The organism is Microbacterium arborescens, from assembly GCF_030369635.1.
Lineage (GTDB): Bacteria > Actinomycetota > Actinomycetes > Actinomycetales > Microbacteriaceae > Microbacterium.
The window spans coordinates 2,402,497-2,427,372 of sequence record NZ_CP128474.1 but is presented as its reverse complement, the minus strand read 5'-3'; the positions used below and the strand labels follow the sequence as shown (position 1 = coordinate 2,427,372).

Annotated in this window: 27 protein-coding genes and 1 tRNA gene; 11 read left to right on the top strand and 17 right to left on the bottom strand. The window is 67.7% G+C overall.

The genetic code is table 11. The features are described from left to right. Positions 1-123: 123 nt before the first annotated feature. Both QUC20_RS11540 and QUC20_RS11535 read left to right on the top strand, forming a co-directional pair. On the top strand, positions 124-723 hold the full coding sequence (locus QUC20_RS11540; RefSeq protein WP_289329953.1) for a TetR/AcrR family transcriptional regulator: 600 nt from the start codon (positions 124-126) through the stop codon (positions 721-723). Next, the gene (locus QUC20_RS11535; protein WP_289329952.1) at positions 720-1,547 is read left to right on the top strand and encodes an NAD(P)H-dependent oxidoreductase; all 828 of its coding nucleotides are present in this window, start codon (positions 720-722) and stop codon (positions 1,545-1,547) included. The genes QUC20_RS11540 and QUC20_RS11535 overlap by 4 nt, the downstream gene beginning before the upstream one ends. 8 nt (positions 1,548-1,555) lie before the next feature. Here the strand turns inward: QUC20_RS11535 and QUC20_RS11530 are convergent, their stop codons facing one another. From QUC20_RS11530 to QUC20_RS11465, 14 genes are all read right to left on the bottom strand, one after another. After that, on the bottom strand, positions 1,556-2,101 hold the full coding sequence (locus QUC20_RS11530) for a hypothetical protein (RefSeq protein WP_289329951.1): 546 nt from the start codon (positions 2,099-2,101) through the stop codon (positions 1,556-1,558). 23 nt (positions 2,102-2,124) lie between these two features. Continuing rightward, positions 2,125-2,631 (bottom strand): hypothetical protein, encoded by a 507-nt coding sequence (locus QUC20_RS11525; protein ID WP_289329950.1) that lies wholly within the window; start codon positions 2,629-2,631, stop codon positions 2,125-2,127. A 398-nt stretch (positions 2,632-3,029) separates the two neighbouring features. Beyond that, positions 3,030-3,614 (bottom strand): hypothetical protein, encoded by a 585-nt coding sequence (locus QUC20_RS11520; RefSeq protein WP_289329949.1) that lies wholly within the window; start codon positions 3,612-3,614, stop codon positions 3,030-3,032. A gap of 242 nt (positions 3,615-3,856) precedes the next feature. After that, positions 3,857-4,273 carry a hypothetical protein gene (locus QUC20_RS11515; RefSeq protein ID WP_289329948.1) on the bottom strand — a complete coding sequence of 139 codons (417 nt, stop codon included), beginning with the start codon at positions 4,271-4,273 and terminating at the stop codon, positions 3,857-3,859. 68 nt (positions 4,274-4,341) lie between these two features. After that, a complete protein-coding gene (locus QUC20_RS11510) occupies positions 4,342-6,132 on the bottom strand; it encodes an alpha/beta hydrolase (RefSeq protein ID WP_289329947.1) in 1,791 nt (596 codons plus the stop codon). Beyond that, positions 6,129-6,407 (bottom strand): hypothetical protein, encoded by a 279-nt coding sequence (locus tag QUC20_RS11505; RefSeq protein ID WP_289329946.1) that lies wholly within the window; start codon positions 6,405-6,407, stop codon positions 6,129-6,131. The genes QUC20_RS11510 and QUC20_RS11505 overlap by 4 nt, the downstream gene beginning before the upstream one ends. Before the next feature lie 23 nt (positions 6,408-6,430). Beyond that, positions 6,431-6,718: a WXG100 family type VII secretion target gene (locus QUC20_RS11500; protein ID WP_289329945.1), complete on the bottom strand. Its 288-nt coding sequence runs from the start codon at positions 6,716-6,718 to the stop codon at positions 6,431-6,433. A gap of 231 nt (positions 6,719-6,949) precedes the next feature. Then, complete coding sequence (locus QUC20_RS11495; protein WP_289329944.1) at positions 6,950-7,468, bottom strand: hypothetical protein; 519 nt, start codon at positions 7,466-7,468, stop codon at positions 6,950-6,952. Further along, positions 7,465-7,950 (bottom strand): hypothetical protein, encoded by a 486-nt coding sequence (locus QUC20_RS11490; RefSeq protein WP_289329943.1) that lies wholly within the window; start codon positions 7,948-7,950, stop codon positions 7,465-7,467. The genes QUC20_RS11495 and QUC20_RS11490 overlap by 4 nt, the downstream gene beginning before the upstream one ends. Before the next feature lie 248 nt (positions 7,951-8,198). Then, positions 8,199-8,597, bottom strand: a complete 399-nt coding sequence (locus QUC20_RS11485; protein ID WP_289329942.1) for a hypothetical protein — start codon at positions 8,595-8,597, stop codon at positions 8,199-8,201. A gap of 91 nt (positions 8,598-8,688) precedes the next feature. After that, a complete protein-coding gene (locus tag QUC20_RS11480; RefSeq protein WP_289329941.1) occupies positions 8,689-10,482 on the bottom strand; it encodes an alpha/beta hydrolase in 1,794 nt (597 codons plus the stop codon). 295 nt (positions 10,483-10,777) lie between these two features. Next, positions 10,778-11,065, bottom strand: a complete 288-nt coding sequence (locus tag QUC20_RS11475) for a WXG100 family type VII secretion target (RefSeq protein WP_289329940.1) — start codon at positions 11,063-11,065, stop codon at positions 10,778-10,780. Positions 11,066-11,180: 115 nt separating this feature from the next. Then, complete coding sequence (locus QUC20_RS11470; protein WP_289329939.1) at positions 11,181-15,560, bottom strand: type VII secretion EssC family protein; 4,380 nt, start codon at positions 15,558-15,560, stop codon at positions 11,181-11,183. 299 nt (positions 15,561-15,859) lie between these two features. Beyond that, positions 15,860-15,935: transfer RNA gene (locus tag QUC20_RS11465), tRNA-Arg, on the bottom strand. A gap of 88 nt (positions 15,936-16,023) precedes the next feature. Between QUC20_RS11465 and QUC20_RS11460 the strand changes: the two genes are divergently transcribed. From QUC20_RS11460 to QUC20_RS11440, 5 genes are all read left to right on the top strand, one after another. Further along, positions 16,024-16,449 carry a hypothetical protein gene (locus QUC20_RS11460; protein ID WP_289329938.1) on the top strand — a complete coding sequence of 142 codons (426 nt, stop codon included), beginning with the start codon at positions 16,024-16,026 and terminating at the stop codon, positions 16,447-16,449. Continuing rightward, the gene (locus QUC20_RS11455; protein WP_289329937.1) at positions 16,446-16,802 is read left to right on the top strand and encodes a transcriptional regulator; all 357 of its coding nucleotides are present in this window, start codon (positions 16,446-16,448) and stop codon (positions 16,800-16,802) included. Before QUC20_RS11460 ends, QUC20_RS11455 begins: the two co-directional genes overlap by 4 nt. Continuing rightward, a complete protein-coding gene (locus tag QUC20_RS11450) occupies positions 16,799-17,398 on the top strand; it encodes a GNAT family N-acetyltransferase (RefSeq protein ID WP_289329936.1) in 600 nt (199 codons plus the stop codon). Before QUC20_RS11455 ends, QUC20_RS11450 begins: the two co-directional genes overlap by 4 nt. Next, entirely contained in the window at positions 17,395-17,814 is a 420-nt protein-coding gene (locus QUC20_RS11445; protein ID WP_289329935.1) for a YybH family protein, read from the top strand. The genes QUC20_RS11450 and QUC20_RS11445 overlap by 4 nt, the downstream gene beginning before the upstream one ends. A gap of 92 nt (positions 17,815-17,906) precedes the next feature. After that, a complete protein-coding gene (locus QUC20_RS11440) occupies positions 17,907-18,866 on the top strand; it encodes an alpha/beta fold hydrolase (protein ID WP_289329934.1) in 960 nt (319 codons plus the stop codon). Positions 18,867-18,875: 9 nt separating this feature from the next. On the opposite strand, the gene QUC20_RS11435 is transcribed toward QUC20_RS11440, so the two are convergent. Both QUC20_RS11435 and QUC20_RS11430 read right to left on the bottom strand, forming a co-directional pair. Then, complete coding sequence (locus tag QUC20_RS11435; protein WP_289329933.1) at positions 18,876-19,682, bottom strand: SGNH/GDSL hydrolase family protein; 807 nt, start codon at positions 19,680-19,682, stop codon at positions 18,876-18,878. 75 nt (positions 19,683-19,757) lie between these two features. Continuing rightward, complete coding sequence (locus tag QUC20_RS11430; protein WP_120264801.1) at positions 19,758-20,165, bottom strand: RidA family protein; 408 nt, start codon at positions 20,163-20,165, stop codon at positions 19,758-19,760. A 104-nt stretch (positions 20,166-20,269) separates the two neighbouring features. Here QUC20_RS11430 and QUC20_RS11425 point away from each other — a divergent pair, with 104 nt between their 5' ends. From QUC20_RS11425 to QUC20_RS11415, 3 genes are read left to right on the top strand one after another with little or no spacing between them, the layout of a single operon-like run. Then, complete coding sequence (locus tag QUC20_RS11425; protein WP_120264802.1) at positions 20,270-21,097, top strand: transglutaminase-like domain-containing protein; 828 nt, start codon at positions 20,270-20,272, stop codon at positions 21,095-21,097. 57 nt (positions 21,098-21,154) lie between these two features. Then, positions 21,155-22,822: an arginine--tRNA ligase gene (gene argS / locus QUC20_RS11420; RefSeq protein ID WP_120264803.1), complete on the top strand. Its 1,668-nt coding sequence runs from the start codon at positions 21,155-21,157 to the stop codon at positions 22,820-22,822. A gap of 5 nt (positions 22,823-22,827) precedes the next feature. After that, positions 22,828-23,643 carry an LmeA family phospholipid-binding protein gene (locus QUC20_RS11415; RefSeq protein ID WP_289329932.1) on the top strand — a complete coding sequence of 272 codons (816 nt, stop codon included), beginning with the start codon at positions 22,828-22,830 and terminating at the stop codon, positions 23,641-23,643. A gap of 17 nt (positions 23,644-23,660) precedes the next feature. Here the strand turns inward: QUC20_RS11415 and QUC20_RS11410 are convergent, their stop codons facing one another. Beyond that, a complete protein-coding gene (locus QUC20_RS11410; RefSeq protein ID WP_120264804.1) occupies positions 23,661-24,173 on the bottom strand; it encodes a hypothetical protein in 513 nt (170 codons plus the stop codon). A 38-nt stretch (positions 24,174-24,211) separates the two neighbouring features. Here QUC20_RS11410 and QUC20_RS11405 point away from each other — a divergent pair, with 38 nt between their 5' ends. Further along, positions 24,212-24,805 carry a YdeI/OmpD-associated family protein gene (locus tag QUC20_RS11405; protein ID WP_120265170.1) on the top strand — a complete coding sequence of 198 codons (594 nt, stop codon included), beginning with the start codon at positions 24,212-24,214 and terminating at the stop codon, positions 24,803-24,805. Positions 24,806-24,876 lie beyond the last annotated feature (71 nt).

The window sequence follows — 24,876 nt, the reverse complement described above, 5'->3', positions numbered from 1 at the left end:
CGCTCGCTCGGTTGTCAGTTCCCGCCGCCTCCCGTTGGTGGTGGCGACGGGAACTGCCAAGTCAACGCCCATCCGGCCACCAACCCCGCTAAGCTACTGTTGGTAACTTAGCGGGGAGGCGTCATGAGCGACGACGGGCGGCGACGGCGGATGCCGCGGGGCGAGCGGCGCGCGCAACTGCTGGCGGTCGCGCGCGAGCTGATCCGAGAGCGAGGGACCGACGAGTTCACGCTCGGCCGCCTCGCGGAGCGCGCGGGGGTGACCAAACCCGTCGTGTACGACCACTTCGGCGATCGTGCGGGCGCACTCGCCGAGCTCTACCGCGAGTTCGAGGAGCAGCAGCGGGCGACGCTGACCGCGGCGCTCGCCGAAGCGTCGCTCACGCTCGATGCGGTATGCCGCGCCGTCGCGGGGGCCTACATCGACTGCTCGCTCGCCGAGGGGCGCGAGCTGGCGGACGTCGTCTCGGCGCTCGATGGATCTGCGACCCTCGTCGAGGTGCGGCGCGAGGCGGAGGGGGCCTACCTCGCGCTGTGCGACGACGTGCTCGTCTCGTGCGGCGTCCGTCTCGATGACGCGGGCGCTCGGGCCCTCATCGGTGCCGGCGACGCCCTCACGCGGGCGGCACTTGACGAACGCGTGAGCCCCGCGGCGGCGCGCTCCACCCTCACGCGCGTCCTGCACGCCATCGTCACCCCAGCCACCCCACCGGAGGAATCATGACCATCTCGCACGAGCCCACGCCGGGCACCGCCCACTGGGTGCTCGCTCATCCGCGACCGACCTCGTTCAATGCCCGGCTCTTCCGCGACGGTGTGGCGGAGCTGTCGCGAACGCGGAGCGTGGCGACATCCGATCTGTACGCACAGGGGTTCGATCCCGTTTTCCCCGACAGCGAGCTCGACGTGACGCTCGGCCGCGCGTCTGGCCCCGCCGGTGGCGAGTACGGCCGCGCCCCCTTCCCGGATGACGTCATCGAGGAGCAGCGCAAGCTCGCCGCCGCCGAACTGCTCGTGCTGCAGTTCCCGCTGTGGTGGTACGGGCCGCCCGCGATCCTCAAGGGGTGGATCGACCGGGTGTTCACGAACGGGTTCGCCTACGGAGACATGGACCCCGAGCTCGGCGTGCCGAGGCGTTACGGCGACGGCGGTCTCACCGGACGCCGGGCACTCGTCGTGGTGACGGTGGGTGAGGACGAGCGCTCGATCGGCGAACGCGGGATCAGCGGCGACCTCGACTCACTGCTGTTCCCGCTCACCCACGGTGCGCTCTGGTACGTGGGCATCGAGACGCTCGACCTGCATGTCGTCTACGACGCCGACGGGCTGGACGCCGCGGGCGTCGACCGCGAGGCCGAACGTCTGCGTGTCCGCATCGCCGGGCTCGACAGCGAGACGCCGCTCCGCTACCGCGCGCTCCGCGACGGCGACTACCGCGGCACCCGGTCGCTGCGGAGCGACATCCATCCGGGGCGGACCGACTTCGGGATCCACTTCGCCGACGGACCGCGATCGCAGGCACATGCGGGCGGTGCGGGAGGTGGCTGACAGCAAGGTCAGAAGTGCATTCCGGGGTCGACATCGGCAGGCAAGCGGAAGCACTCCGAGCGGGACATGATGAAGAACTCCGCTTGCCCGCTGGCTCTCACGCCCGTCGGGGTCGTGCTGGCTCTGTAGAACTCACCGTTTTGATTCAGTATCTCGATCGCGAGCCGGGAAGTTGCTGCGGAAGTGCCGACGACGTAACCGTCCTCAGCTATCGCGCCGAGGTCCCCAGCGATCCGCTTGGTGAGTGCGTCGCCGGCGGCGGCATCGAACTCGCCGACAAGATGTACCCGGGTCACCCCGGTCCAGGCGTAGAGGCGCTCAGTCGTGTCGCAGACGGTCAGCACACCGAACTCGTTCTGCTCGACCCGGTCCACCACCTCTGTTGGGACACCGTCGGCGATCCGCAGCTCCATCGCCTGCGTCCTCGCTTTCACGTCCTCCACCGTCAACGACTCATCCACCGGCCACTCCTCCCCGGACTGACACCCACTCACCGCGACGGCCATGACAACGAGGGCCGTCAGCCCGACCCAACGGGCCCTCAACTTGGTCACAGCACCAACTTCTGCGTACGACGTCAGTATTCGTCGACTCCGGACATGCCTTCCGGCAACGTGAAGCACGGCGAGAACGAGAGAATCTCGATGACATTGTCGTCGACTCCAGGGCTGAGGAGGTAGCCTGCGCCGTACCTACCGATGATGTGAACTCCCGGATCACCAAGCGAAGTGACATCTCGCTTGACCTCGAACCCTTCGCGATCGGAATACTCTTCTACGATTCGATCTACCGTGGCCTCGATATCGAAGTCAGGTGTCACGACCACTTCGGTGTGGCCCGTCCATTGCACGACCTGCTCTTCGCCGCACCGAAAAAAACCGCCCACCTGCAACTGGTCGACGGAAACCACACGGTCGGGATCGAGGTGGCTGACGAGGTCCCGCTCCATCGACATCGCTGTCTGCTTAGCCTCATCTACGGTGAGATCCGATATGGAGTTCTCCACTGTTGCTCCTTGTCCACATGACACCAGCATCGCCCCAAGGGTAAGCACGCTCAAAGAGGTGAAGATGATGCGCTTCATCGCTTCCCTTCTTCCTCGGTCGCGAGATACATGTTCCGTAGCGCGGTTTGTTTGTCATCCTGCTGGGATGAGAGCAAATAGTGATTGCTCATAGGATCCGTCATTGCCGGAATGGACGGAGGAGGATTCGGTGAGAACGCGGCGCCGTGGCCGGATAGGTAAAAGTCCGCCACAAATCACAACGGCAGTCGCTGCGCTGATCACCGGGGTCGCGGGTTAGTGGCCACGCGAGGATTCTGACAGCAGCGCTTCTGGAGGGGAGTGGGGTGCGGCGGCTCATGAGGTGTGAGCTCTGGCCCTTTACCCACGGTCGCGAATGCAACATCACTGAGAGATTCAGTCGCCCTGCCCGAGATAAGGAGCGACGCATAGGCGAAGCTTCCAGGACTGTCGCCGATTCACTGCTGAGCAGCCGAGAGTCGACCACATTGAGAGCGCGCCGTGATGTTGATGAGGGTCTCTCCCTCGAGCGTTGATGCGTTGACAGCGATGTCCACATGATCCGGCAGGTAAGTCATGGTGAAAGACACGAAGGGTAATCCGTCTCGAGGTTCGGTCGCCGTCCAGTCCTCGCCTAGCGCGTCGGGTAGCCCGAGGACGAATGCGTTCGCATCGAAGCCCTCCGGTACCACAGCTTCGCCCCGCTCGGTGAAGAACGCCGTCCCCTCGGGTACGTTCGCCAACGGCGCCTCATCACCGCCGCATCCGAAAGGTTCCAACTCGTCGCGGGAGACGTAATCGACGCCATCCGGGAACAAGGCGGTGACGGTTGACACAGCCGCTCGAGTCTGTGAACGAACCTCGTCGTACGTCGGCGTTGGCTCTGCGGCCACGGTGCATCCCCCCAATGTCGGCATCATGCTCAACACCACCGCCATAGCGGCCACCCGCCCCCGAGGCTTCACCACGAACCCCCCGAGGTGAAGGAGCTTGTCCTGAACTGTATCGAGAACCGGCGCGTTCACCGCTCTGTCAACGCTCATGAGCCAATTGTGGTGTTCCACGCTGCGCGCGACAAGCTCGCCGGCCGCGGGCCAGATGGTGATTCCAGCTGTCGAGGCAGTCAACGTGACGCCAAGACCCCACGGATCTGATTGGTGTTCCTCGCTGCAGCGTCCGCGGAAACCCGGGTGTCGATGATCTGGATTCCGGCGAACTGTTCAGAGCCGATTCCGTAGGCGTACTCATGCGGCGAGGAACTACGTTCGGGGTTCGGTGAAGATCATTACTCAACGCTGCCACACGGTGAAGTTGCAGTGATGCCAATGATCATCTGATCCGGTCCGGCAATTGCATCCACACTCACATTCACCCCTGTAGCGATGTGCGTCAGGGACACCGTGGTGAAGGGAACGCTACCGGCGGGATCTTTCTCGCGCCAGTTCTCCCCGAGGGCGGCCGGCAATCCGGTGACGAAAGAGTCCACGTCCGACCCTTCGGGCATCGTCGCCTCGCCGCGGCGGGTGTAGAAGGCGGTTCCCTTTGGCCCTTCCTGAAGTGGGAGGATATCGTCGCCGCAACTGTACGGCTGTTGTTCGTCACCAGGCGCGTACTGAGCGCCATCAGGAAGCAGGTCGACTATTTGACGAATGGCTTGCTCGGTCTGTGCGCGCACCTCATCGTAGCTGGGACTGTCGTTCACAGCGCACCCTCCTAACAGCGCGACCATTGCAACGGCCCCGATGGCCGCTACGGTCTTCGTCGCTCGCTTCACTGTACGCCCCCGATGCCGGCCAGCTGCTGGCGGACATGATCGAGGACAGGCCCGTTTAGGGACACATTCGCGCTGAAAACGTAGTTATGGTGGGTCACGCTGTCGGAGATGAGATTCGCGGTCGCGAAGGCCGCCGTGGGCCAAGCTCCAGGGAGCGCAAGGCCGAAACTGATGTCCCTCAGGTTGTCGGTGGCACCTTGAGTCGGCACTCCAGTGTCGACGATCTCGACCCCGGCAAACTCCTCAGGACCGACGCCGTAACCGACGTCGCCGACCTGTATTCCGGCGTAATAGCGGTTGATGTCGTCCGGTGCTTGCGCGGCGAAGTACTTCGTGTCGGCGCTGGTCTGGAAGCCATCCGTGGCACCCACTCCTGCAGCTAGGTACCTGATGTCAAAACGAGCGTTGTCCTGCTCGGCGGCGCTACCTACCTGGGACCCTGCGCTGTGCTCGTAGCTCATGGTCGGGAGCGACGGCATGGACGCGTCAATCTCTTTCACGAATCGAGCGTAGTTGGCACCCGCCGCGGTCGCGATGGTGTTGTTCTGTGGTCCCTCGAAGATGTTGGCTGACAGCTGCGGCATCGCACCGGCGAGAACGGTGAATGCAAGCACCGGGGCGTGCTCGTATGCGTTCTCCACTTGCCAGGTCGCGAAATCGGTCACATCACCTGCGCCCATGAAGCTCTGCATTGTGGTGTTGGTACCGGGGACGACAAAGAGGACGCTCTTGGCTGTCGCGGGATCTCCGGTCATCTCGATGAGCGCACCCTGTTCGGGGTCGTAGAGGTAGAGCTGGATATCGCCTCTCACGGCTCGCTCCAGATACTCCCTCTCTTGAGCAAGGGTGGACGCGTTCGCCAAGGCACCCGGCATGGAGTATCTTCCGCCGCGTTCTGCTGCAAGAGCGGCTGTACTCGCTTGTTCAGCGTCGATGGCTTGGATGCGGTGGTATGCGTTCACGAGGTTCGCCGCGACTCTACTCGCGGGGGTGATGCCGCCGAGGGATCCGATGAGTGCGGGCGCTCCGAGTACGAACGCGGCTTGTTGGTCGGTGGTGAGGGTTCTCCACCATGCGGCGACGTCTGCTGGTTGCGATTCGGACTGCAGTTGGCGGGCCAAGCCTGGTTGGAGTGCGAAGAGGATGGCGAGCTCGACCTCGCTGAGTTCCGCGAGCTGTTCCAGGGACGGGGTGTGGCCGCTGGCCGCGGCGGAGCCGGGGAGACCGACGGTGTTGGCGAGGATGCCGGAGATATCCCCTCGAGCTTCGGGGCTGGTGAGCGCCATGATGGCGGTGTTGTCGGCAGCTGCGCGGCGATCCGCGAGGATCCGCAAGCGGGCGTTGAGGCCGGCGATGTCGGCTTCGAGGGTGTCGATTCGGGAGGCGAGTCGGGCCTTCTCATCGACCACGCTGCCTTCGACGAACATCGCTATCGCGTCGTGCTCACGGTGCGCGCGGGCGAAGATGTGGGCGGTTTGTTGGTGGGACGATGCGAGGATGGCGTGTTCGGCCTTGATGGCTTCGACTTCCGCGGCGTATCGCCGCAGGATGCCGGCATGGGTCGCGGCGTGGTCGCTGAGTATGCGAAGTTCGGCGGATAGCTGAGCGGTCCTACCGGTTAGCGCGGATGCGGCCTTACCCTGCCATCCGCTGGTCGGGGCGGCGCTGGTCGTGTTGCCGGCCGCGCTCCGGGCGAGGGTGCTCATGGTGTCTCGGCGGCCGGTTTCTGCGCGGATGTCTGCGGGAACCCCGGCGCCGGGGTTATCGAGCGTCCACTGGACGCTCACGAGGCGGCCTGCGCGGTGGCGGCGTCTGCTGCGATGAGGTCGGTGACCGCTTGCCGCACTCCCTGGGATTGGAGTGCGAGTACTTCGGTGACAGCGTTCACCCGCGCGCGGTGAAGGGCCGTGGTCTGTTCGAGGGCGCTGTGGACGCTCCCCGATCCGAGTGCGCCTGGCGTGTTGAGGAACGCGGCGCCGAGCGTCACCAGGCTCGAGGCGAGCGCGAGCTGTGCGGCGCTGTGTTCGATGGCACCGTAATCGGCGACGAGTTGTTCAGCCACGATGACGACCGAGGCCGGGCTGGTCAGCGCCCGATGCGGGAGGCGATCTGGGTGTCGACGTCCTGCAGGGTCTGTGCGGTGGTGCGGAGGAAAGCGGCGAGGTCGTTCAGGCCGCCGATGGTGTTCGTCGCTCCGGCGTTGAACCGGTTGTACGCCTCTTGGTATGCGCCCGATGAGCGATCCGTCACGAAACCCTGAGAAACCAGTGCGTTGATCTGCGACTGCAGGCGCTGCAGGGTGGTGTTGATCTCGTCGCGACCGGCGATGAGCTGGTCGGCGCGGGAGGTCATTTCGCCATATGTGACATTCATGTTCGCCATATTTAGATCCCCTTCTACGTAGGCTTTTCCACCCTACATTGTTCGCCGATAACCCCCGTGTCCACCTTTCGGGGGACAATCGGTCAATGATGGCGCTTTTTGGTGTCACCGAGGAGGAAGCGCGACGTGAACGCGGCGGACTCTCCCGGAAGTGCCATCGCATCACCGTCCTCGGTCGTGGGGGTGTGCCGGGGTCAAGCGATGTGCTGCGAGTGGTCGTCGTCAGCCGCGGGTTTGTTCCTTACGTAGCTCGCTCACGTTGCCGGGAACACAGAGGGATGTTCCGGCGATGTAATAGTCGCCGGGTGGCGCAGTGACGAATTTCATCCCCTGAACCGGCCCGCCGGTCGAGAAGACGACGGGGTCGCCTTCGGGGTTTAGGACGGTGCGGACGGTCATGCCTAATGAGGTCCAGTAGTCGGCGATCGTTTTAGCGTCGGCGTGGCGGTCTCGAGGAGGGTCTGGTTGGGGTGCGCCGTACCCGTAGCCGTACTTCGCACTCTGACCGTCGGGACCGCAACTTTGGACGCCTGCGGCGTGGTCGCGGTTCCACCCGGACACGTCCAGCAGGGCAGCGCTCTCCTCGATCGTGGAGATGAGGGTGTCGCGTGCTTCGTGCGGGGTCATTGTGTCGTGCTGATTCGTTGTGCAGCCGGTCAGGAGGAGCCCGGCGGCGATGACGGATGCGATTGCCCGGGTATGTCGATGGTTGTGTTGGTCAGCGCGATACGTCATCGTCACCGTCGGGCTTCTTCCCTCCGTAAGTCGTCCGCGTCGCCGGGGACGCACAGCGACGAGCCGGCGATGTAGTAGTCGCCGGGTGCGGCAGTGACGAACCTTAGACCGGAGACCGGACCGCCGGTCGAGAAGACGACAGGATCACCCTCGGGATTGATGATGACGCGCACGGTCATGCCCAGCGTCCTCCAGTGATCCGCGACTTTCTTGGCGTCGGCGTGACGGTCCCGGGGTGGGTCCGGTTGAGGCGCGCCGTATCCGTAGCCGTACTTCGCGCTGGTGCCATCCGGGCCGCACTTTTGGACGCCGGGCGCGCCGTCACTGTTCCACCCCGGCACGTGCAGTAGGGCGGCGCTCTCTTCGATCGTTGCGATCAGCAGGTCACGTGCTTCCTGGGGGGTCATTGGGTCTCCCTGACTCGCGGTGCAGCTCGAAGACATCGACGCCAGCGCCGCTGCCACGGCCGCCGCGACCATCGTTCGCATCCACCGTCGTTTAGCGTCCATGTACGATCCCGGAGATGAGCGCTTTCTCGAACGGTGTTCGGTCTGGCGGAGCATAAGCGCTGACCCGCCCACCCGAGCCCCAGAACGGTCAATGCTGGCGCTTTTCGGTGTCACCGAGGAGGAAGTGTGACGTGAACGCGGCGGACTCTCCCGGAAGTGCCATCGCATCACCGTCCTCGGTCGTGGGGGTGTGCCGGGGTCAAGCGATGTGCTGCGAGTGGTCGTCGTCAGCCGCGGGTTTGTTCTTTGCGTAGTTCGCTGACGTCGCCGGGAACACAGAGTGATGTTCCGGAGATGTAGTAGTCGCCGGGGGCCGGGGAGAAGCTCAGTGCGGCGATCGGGCCACCGTTTGCGAAGACGGCTGGCGTGCCATTGGTCTCCACGGTGCGGACGGTCATGCCTAATGAGGTCCAGTAGTCGGCGATCGTTTTAGCGTCGGCGTGGCGGTCTCGAGGAGGGTCTGGTTGGGGTGCGCCGTACCCGTAGCCGTACTTCGCACTCTGACCGTCGGGGCCGCAACTCTGTACGTTGGCGGCGTGGTCGCGGTTCCACCCGGACACGTCCAGCAGGGCAGCGCTCTCCTCGATCGTGGAGATGAGGGTGTCGCGTGCTTCGTGTGGGGTCATTGACGCTTCCTTAATCGGGGTGCAGCTCGAAGACAGGGCGCCACAGACCACAACGGCAGTCGCTGCGCTGATCACGTGGGTCCAGCGTCGGTTAGTGGCCACGCGCGAGTCCTGACAGCAGCGCTTCTTGGAAGGGGGTGAGGTGGGGCGGCTCATAAGGCGTGACCTCTGACCCTTTGCCCACCGTCGCGAATGCAACATTACGGAGAGATTCCGTTCCTGGGTCGAGGTATCCGTTGCCCTCGGACGTGCTGACGGCGTGGTCGGTGACGGGGCTCATGCCGTTGGTTCCTGCCACGCTGAATCCCTTCACTCCGAAACTGGGGTCGATGGGGTTCACGGGGTGCTCTTCCGACAGCCTGCCCACCCAAGCCCATTGGTCGCCGCCGGCAGGGTCGATGCTCATGACATCTTGGGCTTGTCCGGCGAATATCTGATCGGCATGCAGATCGGAGGCGGAGTCGATGGTGGCGGGCAGACCCGCGGACCCGACTATGGCAAGACTATCCACATGAACCCCGGGTCGGGACAGCGCCGCGGCCGCGGTGGTGCTTCCGTAGGAGTGCGCGACGACATTCAGTTGCGCATCGGTCCGCAGCGCCGCGAACCCCTCGAGCGCGGTGACCAGTTTCGTCGCCCCGGCATGTGCGAGCTCCACCCCGAAAACATCGAGGCTGGCTGGCGGGGTTTCAGGGGCCTTGTATCCGACCCACGCCACCACCGCATGAGACCGGGTCGCATCCGCGCGAGTCTGCGCGTCAGAGATGTTCTGTGCGGATTCCGCCCAGTCATACATTCCGGCGGTGGTGGTCCCCATCCCGGGAACCGCGTAGGTGACATTGTCAGCAGAGTCCAGGTCGCCGATCGATACCGCTGCGAGCGGCGGGCTATCGGCCGTGAGAGAGACGAGAAAGCGTGGCCCGCCCCCGGCAGGCGACTCCAGCGAGTCTCGGATGTTGCGGAGTGCTATGAGGTCTCCGGATACGACCACCACGTCCGGCGCGGTCGGGGTGAATCCTCCCGGCGGTGCGATGAGTCGCTTCTGCCTGGCTTCCTCCTCGGCGATGCGTCGGTCGAGGACGATACGGTTTGCGACGTCTCGGGCACGGTACGTCACGCCTTCGAGGTTGCCGATGAGAGCGGGTGCACCCAGAACGAGGTTCTGTCTCTGAATGGCTGACAGCGCGGCCCACCACGCAGCGACTTCGTGAGCGCTTCCGGCGTTCTGCTGCACCTGAGTCGCGAGTTCGGGGTGAAGATGAAACAGCGTTGCCAGGTCGAGTTCGCTCATGCCCGCGAGGTCCGATAGCCCGATTCCGCTGACGGATCCCGATGTCACTGCGGGGTGCGCAGCCAAGCCTCCCCGTGATGACGAGCTCGTCAGCGCCATGATCGCTGCGCCGTCGGCCGCCGAACGCTGTTGCGCGAGCGCTGCGAACTGGGCGTCGAGCACTGCGATCTGATCGCGCAGCCCGGTCATCTGCCGCTCGAGAATCCGGCGGGCGGGATCATCGGGCAGGACGGGCTGCACCGGATCCTGGTGCTGCGCGGCGCGCAGCTGGCTCTCGAGTCGTCCGCGCCGAGCTGCGAGGGTGTTCTGCTGATGCTTGATGGTCTCCACCTCATCCGCGTAACGACGCAGCGCTCCAGCATCCGATTCGGCTTGGCCCGCGAGCGCGTTCATCTCTGCCGCGAGGGCCGCGGTCCGCGCGCTCAGCGCCCCGGCCGCCGCGCCCTGCCACCCGTCGCCCGCGACAGCGCCGGCAAGTGACACGTTGTGCTGGGCGTCACGGGTGCGAGCGGCTTCGCTCTGCCTACGGCCCGCGCTCGCACGGATGTCGGCCGGGCTTCCCGCCCCCGGATCCGATGTCGTCCATTGCGCCATCAGCCACCCACCGCCTGAGCGGCAGAGGAGTCTGCCGACGTCAGCTGCGCGACGGCGTCCTGGACGCCCGCCGCGGTCACGGAGAGCTGATCGGCCAGCGCTTGCGCCCGAGCCATTCGGAGCCGGGTCGATTCCATGAGGGCCGAACCGACGGCCGAGGAACCGAGCCACGACGAGTCGCCCTCTACGGAGAATGTTCGCAGCCCATTCGGGCCGCTTGCCAGGCGCTCTCCAGCGGTTCGGATCCGACCGTAGTCAGCGAACAGAGCCGAGGTCATGCGAATGTTCGTCTTGCTCAGCGGCCGATGCGGGAGGCGATCTGGGTGTCGACGTCCTGCAGGGTCTGGGCGGTGGTGCGGAGGAACGCGGCGAGGTCGTTCAGGCCGCCGATGGTGTTGGTTGCTCCGGCGTTGAACCGGTTGTATGCCTCTTGGTATGCGCCCGAAGACCGGTCGGTGACGAAGCCCTGGGTGACGAGCGCGTTGATCTGCGATTGCAGGCGCTGCAGGGTGGTGTTGATTTCGTCGCGACCGGCGATGAGCTGGTCGGCGCGGGAGGTCATTTCGCCATATGTGACATTCATGTTCGCCATTGTGAGATCCCCTTCTACGTAGGCTTTTCCACCATACATTGTTCGCCGATAACCCCCGTGTCCACCTTTTGGGGGACAGAACGGTCAATGCTGGCGCTTTTCGGTGTCACCGAGGAGGAAGTGCGACGTGAACGCGGCGGACTCTCCCGGAAGTGACGAGGAACCCGCGGCCGACGGGGAACTCGGCGCGCGTCGATCGGGGAAATGGCACTCGGAAGATTCCCGCGCCGTCGGTCTCCTCGGGCTGCAGCACGATGCCGCCCCGGGCGGTCTTCAGCTCGGTGAAGATCTGCCATGCCGCCCCCGCGGTGACGGTATCCGTTTCGACGACGACGCGGATGCCGGGCGCGCGGCGCGCCGTTTTCAGCAGACGAGCGATCGAGCCTTCCGCCGCGGTCGCCTCGAACTCGGGGCTGCTCTCGATGACGATCAGCGCTTCGGGCACGGCGCCGGATTGCAGATCCATCGCGAGTCGGTTCGCGAGGTCGTCGGCGTCGTCGACATCCGTCCCCGCTGCGGTCCATGCGGTCGCGTGTGCGAGGTCGCCCGGGCGTGCACTGAGGAGGTAGGCGGGCAGTGGCGGGCTCGTCGCGGTGACGGCATGGATGATGGTTCGCATCGCCGTGGTGCGACCCGACTGGAACGGACCCGAGACGACGAACAGGCCGTCGGTGATGCCGACCGGCTCGAGGGTGTCATCCGCGACTCCGAGAGTGGGGCTCCCGTCCACCGTTGCCGGAAGGCTCGCCCAGGGGATGGTCTCATCGAGTCGGCGGACCGGCGTGGCTGTCGTGGTGATCTCTCGCGCCAGGTCGGTCAGCGCCTGCGTGTGCGCGGCGAGGTCGGCCGTTCCGCCGGGTGTGGCGATCTGAACCTCCCGCCCGCGCGCGTATCCGCGCCCCGCCGGGGCGTCGGTGAGAGCGTCGCGGGGCACCCCCATCAGGTCGTATTCGACATCGGCGGCCAGACGGAGCACGATGCGCTCCTGCAGCGAGGCGAGGATCGACTGCGGGATGGCCGCTTGGCGGTCTGCGGTGAGGACGAAATGGATGCCGACCTGCCGTCCGTTCGTGAGGAGTCCGGTGAAGCCGTCGAACAGCCGCCCGGCGTCGCGGAACTCGTACTCCGAACGGAATGCGGCCATTCCGTCGATGAGCACGATGATGCGGGGGAGCGGATTCGCCGCGGTGCGGTTGTACGCCGAGAGGGTGGCCGCATTCGCCGTGGCGAACAGGCGGGACCGCTCGTTCACCCACTCCTGGAGCTGGGTCAACAGTCGGGTGACGCGTTCGGCGTCGGAGAGTGCGATCACCGCACCCACATTGGGCAGCGCCGACAGGCTCGACAGTGCGCCGCCGACGGAGTCGATCGCGTAGACCCACGCCGGGGCGCGTCCCACGCTCGCGGCGATGGTGAGGGTGCGCAGCAACGTCGTCTTGCCGACGCCGCCGGTGCCGAACACCACGAGGTTGCCGACGGCATCCAGGTCGACGACGAACGGCGTCTGGGTCTGATGCTCGGGCTCGTCCTGCATCCCGATGGCGAGCCCGTCGCCCGACGCGCGGAGGTCGGCGAGGTCGACGGCGTCGGGAAGCGCGTCCAGCCAGGGACGGCGTGGAGCCGCGATCGCGAGCTGGGCGGATGCGGCGCCGATCGATGCCGCGAGCCGCTCGATGTCGCGTTCCCCGGATGTCGGTGCCGCGGCTGCCGCCGGTCGTGGCCAGGCGGCCGCGGGGGCGAAGGGAAGATCACGGATCTCCACCTCTGCGGCATCCCGGTGGTCGGCGCGTCCCCCGACGTACGCGGTCTGGAAGTCGATGACCCGTCCGGCGCCGAGCTTCGCCGCGGCGCGTCCGGGGGTGCCGGGGTCGAAGTGCGCGGCGCGGTCGATGCCGAGCACGTCCTGCGAATCGGCTTCGTCCGCCACGCGCAGGGCGACACGGAGATTCGTGTTGGCGCGCAGTGACTCTTTGATGACGCCGGCCGGTCGTTGGGTAGCCATCACGAGGTGAAGACCGAGCGAGCGTCCTCGCTGTGCGATGTCGATCACCCCGTCGACGAATTCCGGCACCTCCGTCACCAGTGCGGCGAATTCGTCGATGACGATCACGAGGGATGGAGGTGCGTCGTGGTCGCCGCGCTCCTCCAGCGTGACGAGGTCTTTCGCTCCCTTGGCCGCCAGGATCTCCTCGCGGCGCTTCAACTCGGAGCGCAGGCTGATCAACGCGCGTTTGACCAGGTGAGGCGTCAGGTCGGTGACCAGTCCGACCGTATGCGGAAGGGTGACGCAGTCGCCGAATGCCGAACCCCCCTTGTAATCGACGAGGAGGAAGGTCAGGCGATCCGGCGAATGCTCGACGGCCATCCCCAGGATCCACGTCTGCAAGAACTCGGACTTTCCCGAGCCGGTCGTGCCACCCACGAGAGCGTGGGGACCATCGCGACGCAGGTCGATACGCAGCGGCGCGGTCGCACCCTGGCCGACGAGCGCTCCCAGCCCGCCGGCTTCCCTCGGGACGCCAGGAATCCAGCGAACCATGAGCGAGTCGTTCTTGTCCCACCGCCCCGCGACGGCGTGGGGATCGCCCGCGATGTCGTCGTCGAAGAGCTCTACGAGCGACACGGCGGAGGGGAGATCGGATTCGTCCAGCACCGGCGCGCCGTCATCCTCGAGCGGTGCGAGAGCGCGAGCCACCCGTTCCGCCTGCGGCGGGTCGACCAGCTCGATATGCGTCAGGGCGACCTCCGCGCCGTGACGCACGAACGACACCGTGGCCTGCGCAGCGCGCGCAGCGATGTAGGTGCGGCACACCACCGGCAGATGGCTCACGTCGCCGGCCAGCCACACCGTATAGACGCCGACATCCGGTCCGTCGTGCGCGACCTGCACGAGCCGCCCCCGGTCGACCGCCGGGTCGCCGGCGATGAAGACCACCACCGCGGGTGTCAGCGGTTCGCGCTCCACCGGCTCCCACAACCCCGGTGCGCCCGGGGTCTCCGCCGAGATGTGCGAGCGCACCTGCGCGGCTCCGCCTCGGGCGAGCGTCCGCTGTTGGATCAGCTCTTCGAGGTCGGAGAGCAGTCGCGTGCTGGCGGGGAGGTCCGCGGCGAGCGGAGTGGGAAGGGGATTGTGCGGGCCATCGGTATGGGGGAGCCACTTCACCCACGACCACTCCGCGGCGGCGTCTCCCGCGGCGAACGCGCACACCGCGACATCCGCGGGGGAGTGAAGGCCGGCGATCTGCAGCAGGAGCGCCCGCGCGGCATCACCGGCGAACTGGTCGGGGCCGGCCACGCCGATGGCTCCCGCATCCCGGAATCGCTCGGCCACCGGCACACCCTCGAGATTCCCGAAGCGGTCGACCATGCGCTTGAGCTCGTGCCACTCGTCGGTCGCGCCGAGGTCGCGCGAGGGCATCGTGACCGACACCCGCGACGGCAGGGTTCCGCGCCCGAATCGCACGGAGAGGAAGGCGCCGTGCTCGGGGACGCGCGTCCAGACGAGCGGCGACCGGGTCGAGACCGCCTCGGCGATGTCACTCACCGACGGCGACTCCGCCAATCGTGCGGCGTGCTCCGCTGCCGCATGCTCGCTCAGATCGGTTTCCAGAGACGCGAGACCGGTACGGAACCGGGCGCTCTGCTCCTTCTTCTGCTTCCGGCGTCGGAACACCTGATCCACCCACATGCCGAGCATGAGGATCGGAGACAGAGCGATGAACAGCAGCATCAGCGGATTCTGAGTGATGGCGAACAAGGCGGCGCCCGCGATGATCGGTGCCGCGATGCCGATCCACGGCAACGGGGGACGCTCGCCGACCGACGGCAGCATGGGAGCTTCGAACTCGGGTGCTCGCCAGGGCTCCACGACACGGGGAGATCGCGAGAACTCTCGCGTCGCTTCGGCGCCGCTCGCCGTGGATACCGGGTCGACGCGGAACCTCGTCGACCCGATGCGCACCTGAGACCGGTGCAGCAGGACGGCGCGGTCGACGCGTTCGCCGTCGACCTCCACGCCGTTGGCGGAGTTCAGATCCGAGACGACGACGGACCTCCCCGACACGGTCACGCTCGCGTGCCGTCGCGACACGAGTGGATCGCGCAGTCGCACGTGAGCGGCGCGATCACGGCCGACGAAGCTCACGCCCGAGCCGAGGCGAACCGTCAGGCCGGCGTCTGGCCCGTCGGTGACGGCGAGCGTGGCCCGCGCGTCGGCTTCGGACGGCGGCGCGGTCCGCGGCTCGACGAGCGCAACGCTCGTTCCGGAACGCAGCCCCGAATCGTGCAGCGACAACAGCGGGTTCAGCGTCTGAGCGTCCGGGGCGCCGGGTGCATGGGCCCAAAGCGTCAGCGGCTGAGACCGACGCTGGCCATCCGCCTGGCCCGCGAGGGCGGCTGCGACATCTCCCACCGTCGCCGTCGCGTCGCACGTGACGACGACGTCACGGTCCCCCTGCTGATCACGGACAATCAACTTCAGTCGCACGGTACCCCTCCGCTTTTGCCCCGAGCGTAATGCCCATCGATAAGACGCGAGGAAGGTCGGTGATTTACCGACTCCCGGCGATGTGATTTTCGATGCGCCGCACTATCGGAACGAATCTCACAGAGGGAGCGCCGTTGTTTTCTCGATCACGAGCTATTTCGTCTGCGCGGACGTGCCGACGGCGCGGAGGTTCGATCCCGCCGAGCGACCCGGCGACGTCATCCCCGGGGCCGGCTCCATCGGGCACCCGTCTGGGTACACGGAAGGGCAGCCGAATCCTCGACTGCCCTTCTGTTCACTGGTGCCCCCGACAGGAATCGAACCTGCGACCTTTGGTACCGGAAACCAACGCTCTATCCCCTGAGCTACGGAGGCGTGCCGATCGAGACTATCACCGCGGAGGCGACCGGAACGACCGTGGGGGAGGTGGCGACGCGCGCTTTAGAAGTGTTAAAGTCGTTGTATGACGCAAAACAACTTCGCATACGATGACGCAGCCCGCATGGTCGCCGTCGGGACGAAGGCTGAGAAGGATGCGCGTCGCGCGACGCGTTGGTTCCGGATCTTCGTCGTGCTGCAGGCGGCCTACGCGCTCGCCTTCACGCTGTCGATCGATGTCGCCGGGGCGGACTATTGGAAGGCCTTCCTGCCGTTCGTCCTCGCGTCGGTCTGCATCTGGATGATCGCGCTCCGATCCGAGCGATCGGCGCCGCGCAACGGGATGCGCAACATGGGTATCGCGGTCGCGACGTGGTTCGCGCTCTACACGCTGATGCTCGATCCGGCCCTGCAGCTGCTGCAGCTCTCGTCGCCGTGGTGGTGGGTGCTCGCGGGAGTCGTGTCGATCTCTCCGATCCTCGCCTGCCTCTTCCCGAGCTCACGCCGATGAGTCATCCCCGGAAGGACATCGATGCGCTCATCCACTCACCCGTGCGCTTCTCTCTGCTCGCGGCCCTCCGCAATCTCGAAGACGTCGACTTCCGCTTCCTCGCCGATCTGCTCGAGGTGAGCGACTCGACTCTGTCGCAGACGCTCACCGTGCTCGCCGACGCGGGTCTGGTCGAGGTGCGGAAGGAAGCGGTCGGCCGGCGCACGCGCACGTGGGTCGGCATCACGGACGCCGGTCGCGAGGCGTTCGCCCGCCACCTGGAGACGCTGCAGGCGATCGTCGAATCCGGCTCCGTGAACCCACCGGCAGCGGCACCCGAACCGGCCCCCGAACACAAGGACACCCCCGCATGACATCTCACCTCCGACTCGCCGCCGAGAACGAACTGGATGCCGCCGCCGACGCGCTCGCGGCGGCGTTCGAGAACTACCCGTGGACGCGTCACGTCATCCCCGACGATGACTACGCGTGGCGGCTCCGTGAGCTGCAGCTCGTCTACCTGCGGCACGCGCACGCCCACGGCTTCGTCGGGATCACGGGCCCGGCCGACGGCGTGATCGCCGTCTTGCCGCCCGATGCGCCCGAGCCGGAGCCCGCCGCCGTCGACCGCATCGTCCAGCTGCACGGCGACCGGCTCGGGCGGCTCGGCGACTCCGAGGGCGCGTCGCCCGAGCCCGGGTCATGGCGCATCGAGACTGTCGGCGTGCTGCCGGCACGCCAGGGGCGCGGTCTCGCGTCCGAGCTCATCCGATTCGCGCTCGCCGAGGGTGCGCGGCGGGGAGCCGGCCGATTCGCCCTCGACACGTCCGACGAGCGCAACGTGCGGCTGTACGAACGACACGGCTTCACGGTCGTCTCACGGGTCGACCCGCCGGACGGGCCGCCGGTGTGGGGGATGAGCGCCGTCGTCGCCGACGCCGCTCCGGCGAACGGGAGGACCCGGGCGTGACAGCATCCGAGACTCTCGCGCGCTACATCGCCGCGACGAACACGCACGACTTCGACGAGGTGCAGCAGCTGCTCGACGCGAGCGCCGTCTACTACTTCGGCGATGCCACCTGCACCGGGCTCGCGGCCGTGCGCGCCTACTTCGAGCGGACTTGGGCACTGATCCCCGACGAGGAGTACGGCGCGGAGGACATCACGTGGGTCGTGGATGCCGCCGACGCAGCGGTGGCCGTCTACACGTACCGCTGGAGCGGACACATCGACGGACAGACCCGCAGCGGTTCCGGTCGGGCGACCAACGTCTTCCACCGGACCGACTCGGGTTGGCGCCTGGTGCACGAGCACCTGAGCGCAGGCCCCGCGGAGGCCGCTGGCGCAGGCAGCGACGGCGATGACATATGTCACTCCGATCGATGACAGTCGCCTCTCCCGTGGAACTCGGCGCCCTGGTCGACTGAGGGGACACGCCGGGCGCACTCGCCCGGCGGTCCCGTCATCGAGGAAGTCCCGTGAAGAGATCGACCAAGCTCGCCATCATCCTCCCGCCCGTGCTGCTCGTCGCCGCTCTCGCCGGGGCCCTCGCGACGACCGCGACGGTCAACGCCGTCGCCACGCGAGACGAGGCCGGCCGGATCGAGCCGTACGGGCAGCGTGTGCCGGTCGGCGGGCGTGAGCTGAACGTCGTCGTGAGCGGCGACCACGGGCAGACGATCGTGCTCCTCCCCGGGCTCGGAACGGCGGCACCCGGCCTCGACTTCGCCCCGCTCATCGATGAGCTCGACGACACCTACCGCGTCGTCGCGGTCGAGCCGTTCGGGACGGGACTGAGCGATCAGACCGACGAGCCGCGCACCGCTGAGAACATCGCCGCCGAGGTGCACGAGGCGCTGCAGCAGCTGGGCATCGAGCGGTACGTGCTGGCGGGGCACTCGATCTCGGGTGTGTACGCCCTGTCGTACGTCGAGGACTACCGCGACGAGGTGGTCGCCTTCGTCGGGATCGACAGCAGCGTTCCCGGCCAGCCAGGCGCCGATGAGCCCATCGCGACCGACGCCGTCGTGCTGCTGCGAGACCTCGGGATCAGCCGACTTCTGCGGGGCCTCGCTGACGATCCCTACGACGTCGAGGCCTACGACGACACGACGCGGGAGCAGATCCGCATGCTCGAAGCTCGGAACACCGCGGCGCCCACGATGATCGACGAGATGGGGCGGGTGACGGACAACTTCGCCGAGGCGACCGGACGCACGTTCCCATCCGACCTCCCGGTGCTCCTGTTCGTCGTGGTCGATGATTCCGACGTCGAGGGCTGGGTTGAGCTGCACGAGGCGCAGGCGGCTTCGGTATCGCGGGGTGTGGTGGTCCGGATGGCCGGGGAGCACTACCTGCACCGGACTCTGTCGGCGGAACTCGCCGACGGCATCCGGGCATTCCTCGCAGGGGAGAGCGTGCCGGGCGCCGCGGAGTGACAGCCGCCGTCAGGGAACGAGTGGCTCGGGGGCGGGCTCGGCGGCGACCGCCGGTGCTTCGGTGATCGCCGCGACATCGGCCGCGAGGCGATCGGCGAGATACGCATGCCCCGCCGTCGAGGGATGGTCGCGGCCCGTGGCGCTGGTGTCGATGACGTCGCCGTAGTTGGCGTCGGTGATCCAGTCCTCCGCAATGGGGGAGAGATACCACCAGCCCCGGGCACCGGCGAGCTCGGCGAGATCCCGGTCGATGCGGGCCGTCTCGGCCTCCACCGGCAGCACCTGCGGCGCGGGCCCGAGCACGACGATGCGCGCGTCGGGATAGATCGCCGCGAGGTCATCCCATGCCGCGTTCACAGCGTCGCGGTATCCGGCCGCGCCTTGCTTGCGATCGTTGATCGATCCTTGGACGATCACGAGGTCGGGGTCGAGCGCGGGGTCGAGAGCGGCGATGCGGTCGCCGAACGAGGGGCCGTCGATACCGGGCTTGAGATACCCGCTGCCCCGAACGCCGTCGACGATCGTCGTCCAGCCGGTTCGCTGTGCGACGACGTACGCGTAGCCGAGCGCCGGATCGGATGCCGCGGAGCCGTAGGTCCACGAGTCGCCGAAGATCAGGACGCGCGCCCCCGACGCAAGCGAGAGGGGCGGCGCCTCGACGCTGGCGACCGGTCCGTCCGCAGCCGCCACCGGAGCGGCTGTCGGAGCCGACCAGGGGCGCAGGACGGCCGTGAGCGCCAGCGCGACGACCGCAGCCGTGATCGCCGAGACAGCCCACACGGTCCTGCGGCGGGGGCGGGCGCTTCGGGTCTGCACACGCTGAGGGTACGTCATCGGATCGGGTGTGCGGGACGTCCGCGTGGTGACGCGATCCGGTCCCGACGCGCCGGCTCAGTCGCGGACGGCGGCGACCGCTTCGATCTCGACGAGCTGGTCGTCGTACCCCAGCACCGTCACGCCCAGCAGCGTGCTCGGCACGTCATGGTCTCCGAAGGCATCGCGCACGACCTCCCAGGCCGTCACGAGGTCGGCCTGCGAGCTCGAGGCGACGAGCACGCGGGTGCTGATGACGTCCTCGATGCTCGCTCCGGCCGCGCTCAGCGCCACCGTCATGTTCTCGATGCAGGATGCCGCCTGCGCGGCGTAGTCGCCGACGCCGACCGTCGATCCGTCCGCGGCGAGCGGGCAGGACCCGGCGAGGAAGATGAGGCGTGCATCCGCGGGGGCGGTGGCGGCGTACGCGTATTCGGCGGCATCCGAGAGGGACGACGCGCGGATGAGGGTGACGGTCTTCGACATGAGGGCTCCTCGTTTCGTGGCCGAGCACCAGCCTGCCATCGCGTCCGATCCGATCACATCCGTGAGCGGCCCGTCGCCGCTTCGCCGCGTGCGAGGATTACCCGGTGCAGCGCATCCTGACGGCCGAACTCGACCTCCAGCTGACCGGTCCCGTCGATGTCATCCTGCAGATCGCCGCGTCGCGGGCGGCATCCTTTCGCGACGAAGAACTGAGCGTCACGCTCGCCGGCCGCGCGCTCTCCGTCTCCGAGATCGTCGACCCTCCGGCGTCTCCCGCGGGCACCCGCATCCACCGCGTCGCGGGCGACGCGGGGACGATCGCGATCCGTTACCGCGCTGTCGTCGAGGGTGTCGCCACCCCGTCGCCGACGAGCGAGCTCGAGACCATCGCCTACCTGCGGCCGAGTCGCTACGCGCAGTCCGACGAGGTGTTCGCGCACGCGCGCCGACAGTTCCGGGGCCTGCAGGGCCGCGAGCTGGTCTCGGCCGTCAGCGACTTCGTCGCCACCAGCACGACGTATGCGCCGGGACTCAGCCTCGGCACCGACTCGGCGGTCACGACCCTCGCGAGCGGTCAGGGTGTGTGCCGCGACTACGCGCACCTCGTCATCGCGCTGCTGCGCGCGATGGACGTCCCCGCGCGCTACGCCGCCTGCTACGCGCCGGGCCTTCGTCCCATGGATTTCCACGCCGTCGCCGAGGCGTACGTCGACGGCGCATGGCACGTCATCGACGCGACCCGGCTGTCGAACCGGCGCGGTCTCGTCCGTATCGCGACCGGTCGGGATGCCGCCGACTGCGCATTCCTGAGCTACTACGGCGGCAACGTCGCGCTCACGCATCTGCGAGTCGACGCGGAGGTCGACGGGGGAGCCCCCGCCGTCGACGACCCCGCCAGCGACGACCACGAGGCCTGGGTCGTCCTCGCCTGACGCCGGCGGGAGGCGTTCAGCATCGGCGCTGCGGCGCCCGCCTAGAATCGGAGGGCTATGAATCCCGATGCTCTCGCCGAAGCCCTCCTGTCCGTCGTCGCCCCGCTCGCCGAGGCGCGACGCCCCGGGTCGAGCGACGGACTCACCGCTGCCGACTTCGTGTTCGAGCGCCCCAAGAACCGTGACCACGGCGACTGGGCGTCCAACGCGGCGATGAAGCTGGCCAAGCGCGTCGGCGCGAACCCGCGTGAGTTCGCCGCCGAGATCGCGGCAGCGCTCGCCGAGACGCCCGGTGTGGCGTCCGTCGAGGTCGCCGGCCCCGGGTTCATCAACATCCGTCTGGATGCCGCGGCCGCCGGCGCCCTCGCCCGCGAGATCGTCGAGGCGGGCGCTGCCTTCGGCCGCAACGACAGCCAGGCGGGCAACTCGATCAACCTCGAGTTCGTCAGCGCGAACCCCACCGGGCCGATGCACATCGGCCACACGCGGTGGGCGGCCCTCGGCGACGCGATCGCCCGGCTGCTGCTCGCGAGCGGCGCAGAGCTCGTCCGCGAGTTCTACATCAACGACGCCGGCGCGCAGATGCAGCGGTTCGGTCGCTCGGTGCTCGCCAGCGCCAAGGGCGAGCCCACGCCCGAAGACGGCTACCCGGGCGCGTACATCGATGACCTCGCCCAGCGCGTGCTGGCGGCGCGCCCCGACCTGCTGGCCCTCGCCCCCGACGAGCAGGAGCAGGTCGCGCTCGACCTCGGCTACGAGCTTCAGATGGCGGATCTGAAGGACTCGCTCGAGAAGTTCAACGTGCACTTCGACGTCTTCTTCAGCGAGCGGCTGCTGCACGCGACCCCCGCCGACGGTGGGCCGAGCCTCGTCGACCAGGCGGTCGACCGGCTGCGCGCGCAGGGGCACGTCTTCGATCAGGACGATGCCGTCTGGGTGCGGACGACGGATTTCGGCGACGACAAAGACCGGGTCATCCGCCGTTCCAACGGCGAGTACACCTACTTCGCCGCCGATGCCGCCTACTACCTGAACAAGGGCGACCGCGGTTTCGCGCACAAGATCTATCTGCTGGGAGCCGATCACCACGGCTACGTCCACCGTCTGAAGGCCCTCGCGGGCGCAGCCGGCGACGATCCCGAGAAGGACATCGAAGTGCTGATCGGACAGCTCGTCTCGATCAACGGCGCTCGCCTGTCCAAGCGCGCGGGCAACATCATCGAGCTCGACGACCTGCGCGACTGGCTCGGCACCGACGCGCTCCGATACTCGCTCGCGCGTTACCCCGCCGACTCGCCGCTGACCCTCGACCCCGAGATCCTGCAGAAGCGCACGAACGACAACCCCGTGTTCTACGTGCAGTACGCGCACGCCCGCACGCACAACGTCGCGCGCAACGCCGCGGACTCGGGCGTCACCCGCGACGCATTCGCCCCCGAGCTGCTCGACCACGAGACCGAATCGGCTCTCCTCGGCGCACTCCAGGAGTTCCCGCGGATCGTGGCGTTCGCCGCCGAACTGCGCGAGCCGCACCGCGTCGCCCGGTACCTCGAAGAGCTCGCGAGCCTCTACCACCGCTGGTACGACACGTGCCGGGTCACGCCGCTCGGCGACGAGGAGGTCACCGACCTTCACCGCACGCGCCTCTGGCTCAACGACGCCACGGGACAGGTGCTGCGCAACGGGCTCGACCTCCTGGGTGTCAGCGCCCCCGAACGGATGTGACCGACGTGAGCGGTGCCACGCAGCCCACCCTCCCGCTCTTCGAGGCGACCGCGGTCCCGCCGAAGCGGCGACGTCGGGCGCTGCCGTGGATCATCGCTCTCGTGGTGGTCGTCGGTCTCGCGGTCGCCGCCTGGTTCGTCGCCGAGAGCATCACGCGCAGCATCCTCACGAACACCGTGCGCGAGCAGGTCATCACCCGGCTCGCGCTGCCCGAGGACCAGCAGATCGACGTCGGGTTAGACGAGCCGGTGCTGCCTCAGGTCATCGGCGGCCGGCTCGATCGTCTCGACGTCTCGGGCGACGGCATCCCGCTCGGCGATGTGTTGGCCGATGTGTCGGTGCGCGCGACCGACGTGCCCATCCGAGCAGACGGGGGTGACATCGGATCGGCGGAGGCGACGGTGGTCTTCGCGGAGGACCAGCTCGAGACCCTGCTCTCGCAGGTTTCGGGCGTCTCGGGCGCCGGCGTGCAGCTGGATCCGCCGAACGTGACGGTCGAGGTCGAGATGCCGCTGTTCGCGCTGTCGGTGCCGCTCGGACTGGATCTGACTCCGAGCGCCGTAGACGGCGACATCGTCCTGACGCCCACGGCCGTGCGGCTCGGGGGTGCGGCGCTGACCGGAGACGACCTCCGGCAGCGGTTCGGCTCCGCCGCCGACGGCGTGCTGCGGGACTACTCGATCTGCATCCGCGACCGGTTGCCTGCCGGGCTGACGCTGCGCGAGGTGCGCGTCGAACGCGGTGCGCTGGTGGCCGAGGTCGACGTCGACGGGGCGATCGTCCGCGATCCGGCGCTTCAGGCCGACGGCACCTGCGCCTGAACCCGCCCGCCCGGGGCTCAGTGGCCGTGGGCGAGGAGCAGCGCAACGGCGACCACGGCGACCAGCCCGAGCAGCAGTGCCGATGCAACGAGACGCTGCAACGCGGTCAAGCCCGTGCGCGCGCTGGCGAGAAGCACGACGCCCACCAGCACGGCGGCGTCGGCGATGATCCCGATGATCAGCGCCGTATCGAGGTCGATGAGGTCGAACAGGGCGACAACGAGCGCGAGCAGGGGGAGAGACGCGGTTCCGAGGGCGACCGTGGCCGTCCGCGCCATCACGGCCAGCTCCCGTCCGCTCGGGAACTGACGATGACCGATCTGATGCGCGATGACCTCGGCGACGAAGCCGGCGGCAGCGATCGCGAAGATGCCGACCGCGAGCGCGAAGATCGACTCACCGACCGTGACGTGCTCGGCGGTGAAGAGCCCCGCGAGGATCGCGAGTCCGGTCACCGTCGCGTAGATGCGTTCTTTCAGCGCTCCGATGCGTTCGTCGAGTCCTGCCGACTCGTGCGTGACATTGCCCATGATCGCCTCCTGCGCCAGGCTACAAGCGTGGAGTGCTCATGACTGCCGGCGATGAAGGTCCGGCTCTTCTCGTGGTCGCCGACGCCGTCGCCTGGCGGGCCTGGCTCGATTCGCACGAATCCGACTCCGACGGTGTGAGGTTGGTGCTCGCGAAGAAGAACGTCACCGAGCCGACATCGCTCACCTACGCCCAAGCACTCGATGAGGCGCTGTGCAGCGGCTGGATCGACGGTCGGCGGAACTCGCGGGACGAGACCACGTTCGTGCAGCTGTTCACGCCACGACGAGCGCGCTCGATCTGGTCACAGCGCAACGTGGGGATCATCGAACGGCTGACGGGCGAAGGCCGCATGCGCGAGAGGGGCTGGATCGAAGTCGAGCGTGCGCGCGCGGACGGGCGCTGGGAACGAGCCTATGCCGGACAAGCGGGAGCTGCGGTCCCGGCCGATCTCGAGGCAGCGTTCTCGGCCTCACCCGCGGCAGCCCGCCGATTCGCAGCTCTGCGTGCCGCCGAGCGGTACTCCGTCCTGCACCCGGTGCTCAGCGCTCCCTCGGAGGCCGCACGGGCAGCGCGTATCCGCCGCGTCGTGGCGCGTCTCGAGGGCGATGACGAGGTCTCGTCGTCTCCGTGAGGAGGGTGACGGTGCGGGCCGTCGCCCGCGGTCACACGGGCGGGGCGCGCGCGGCTGGTGTCCTAGACTGG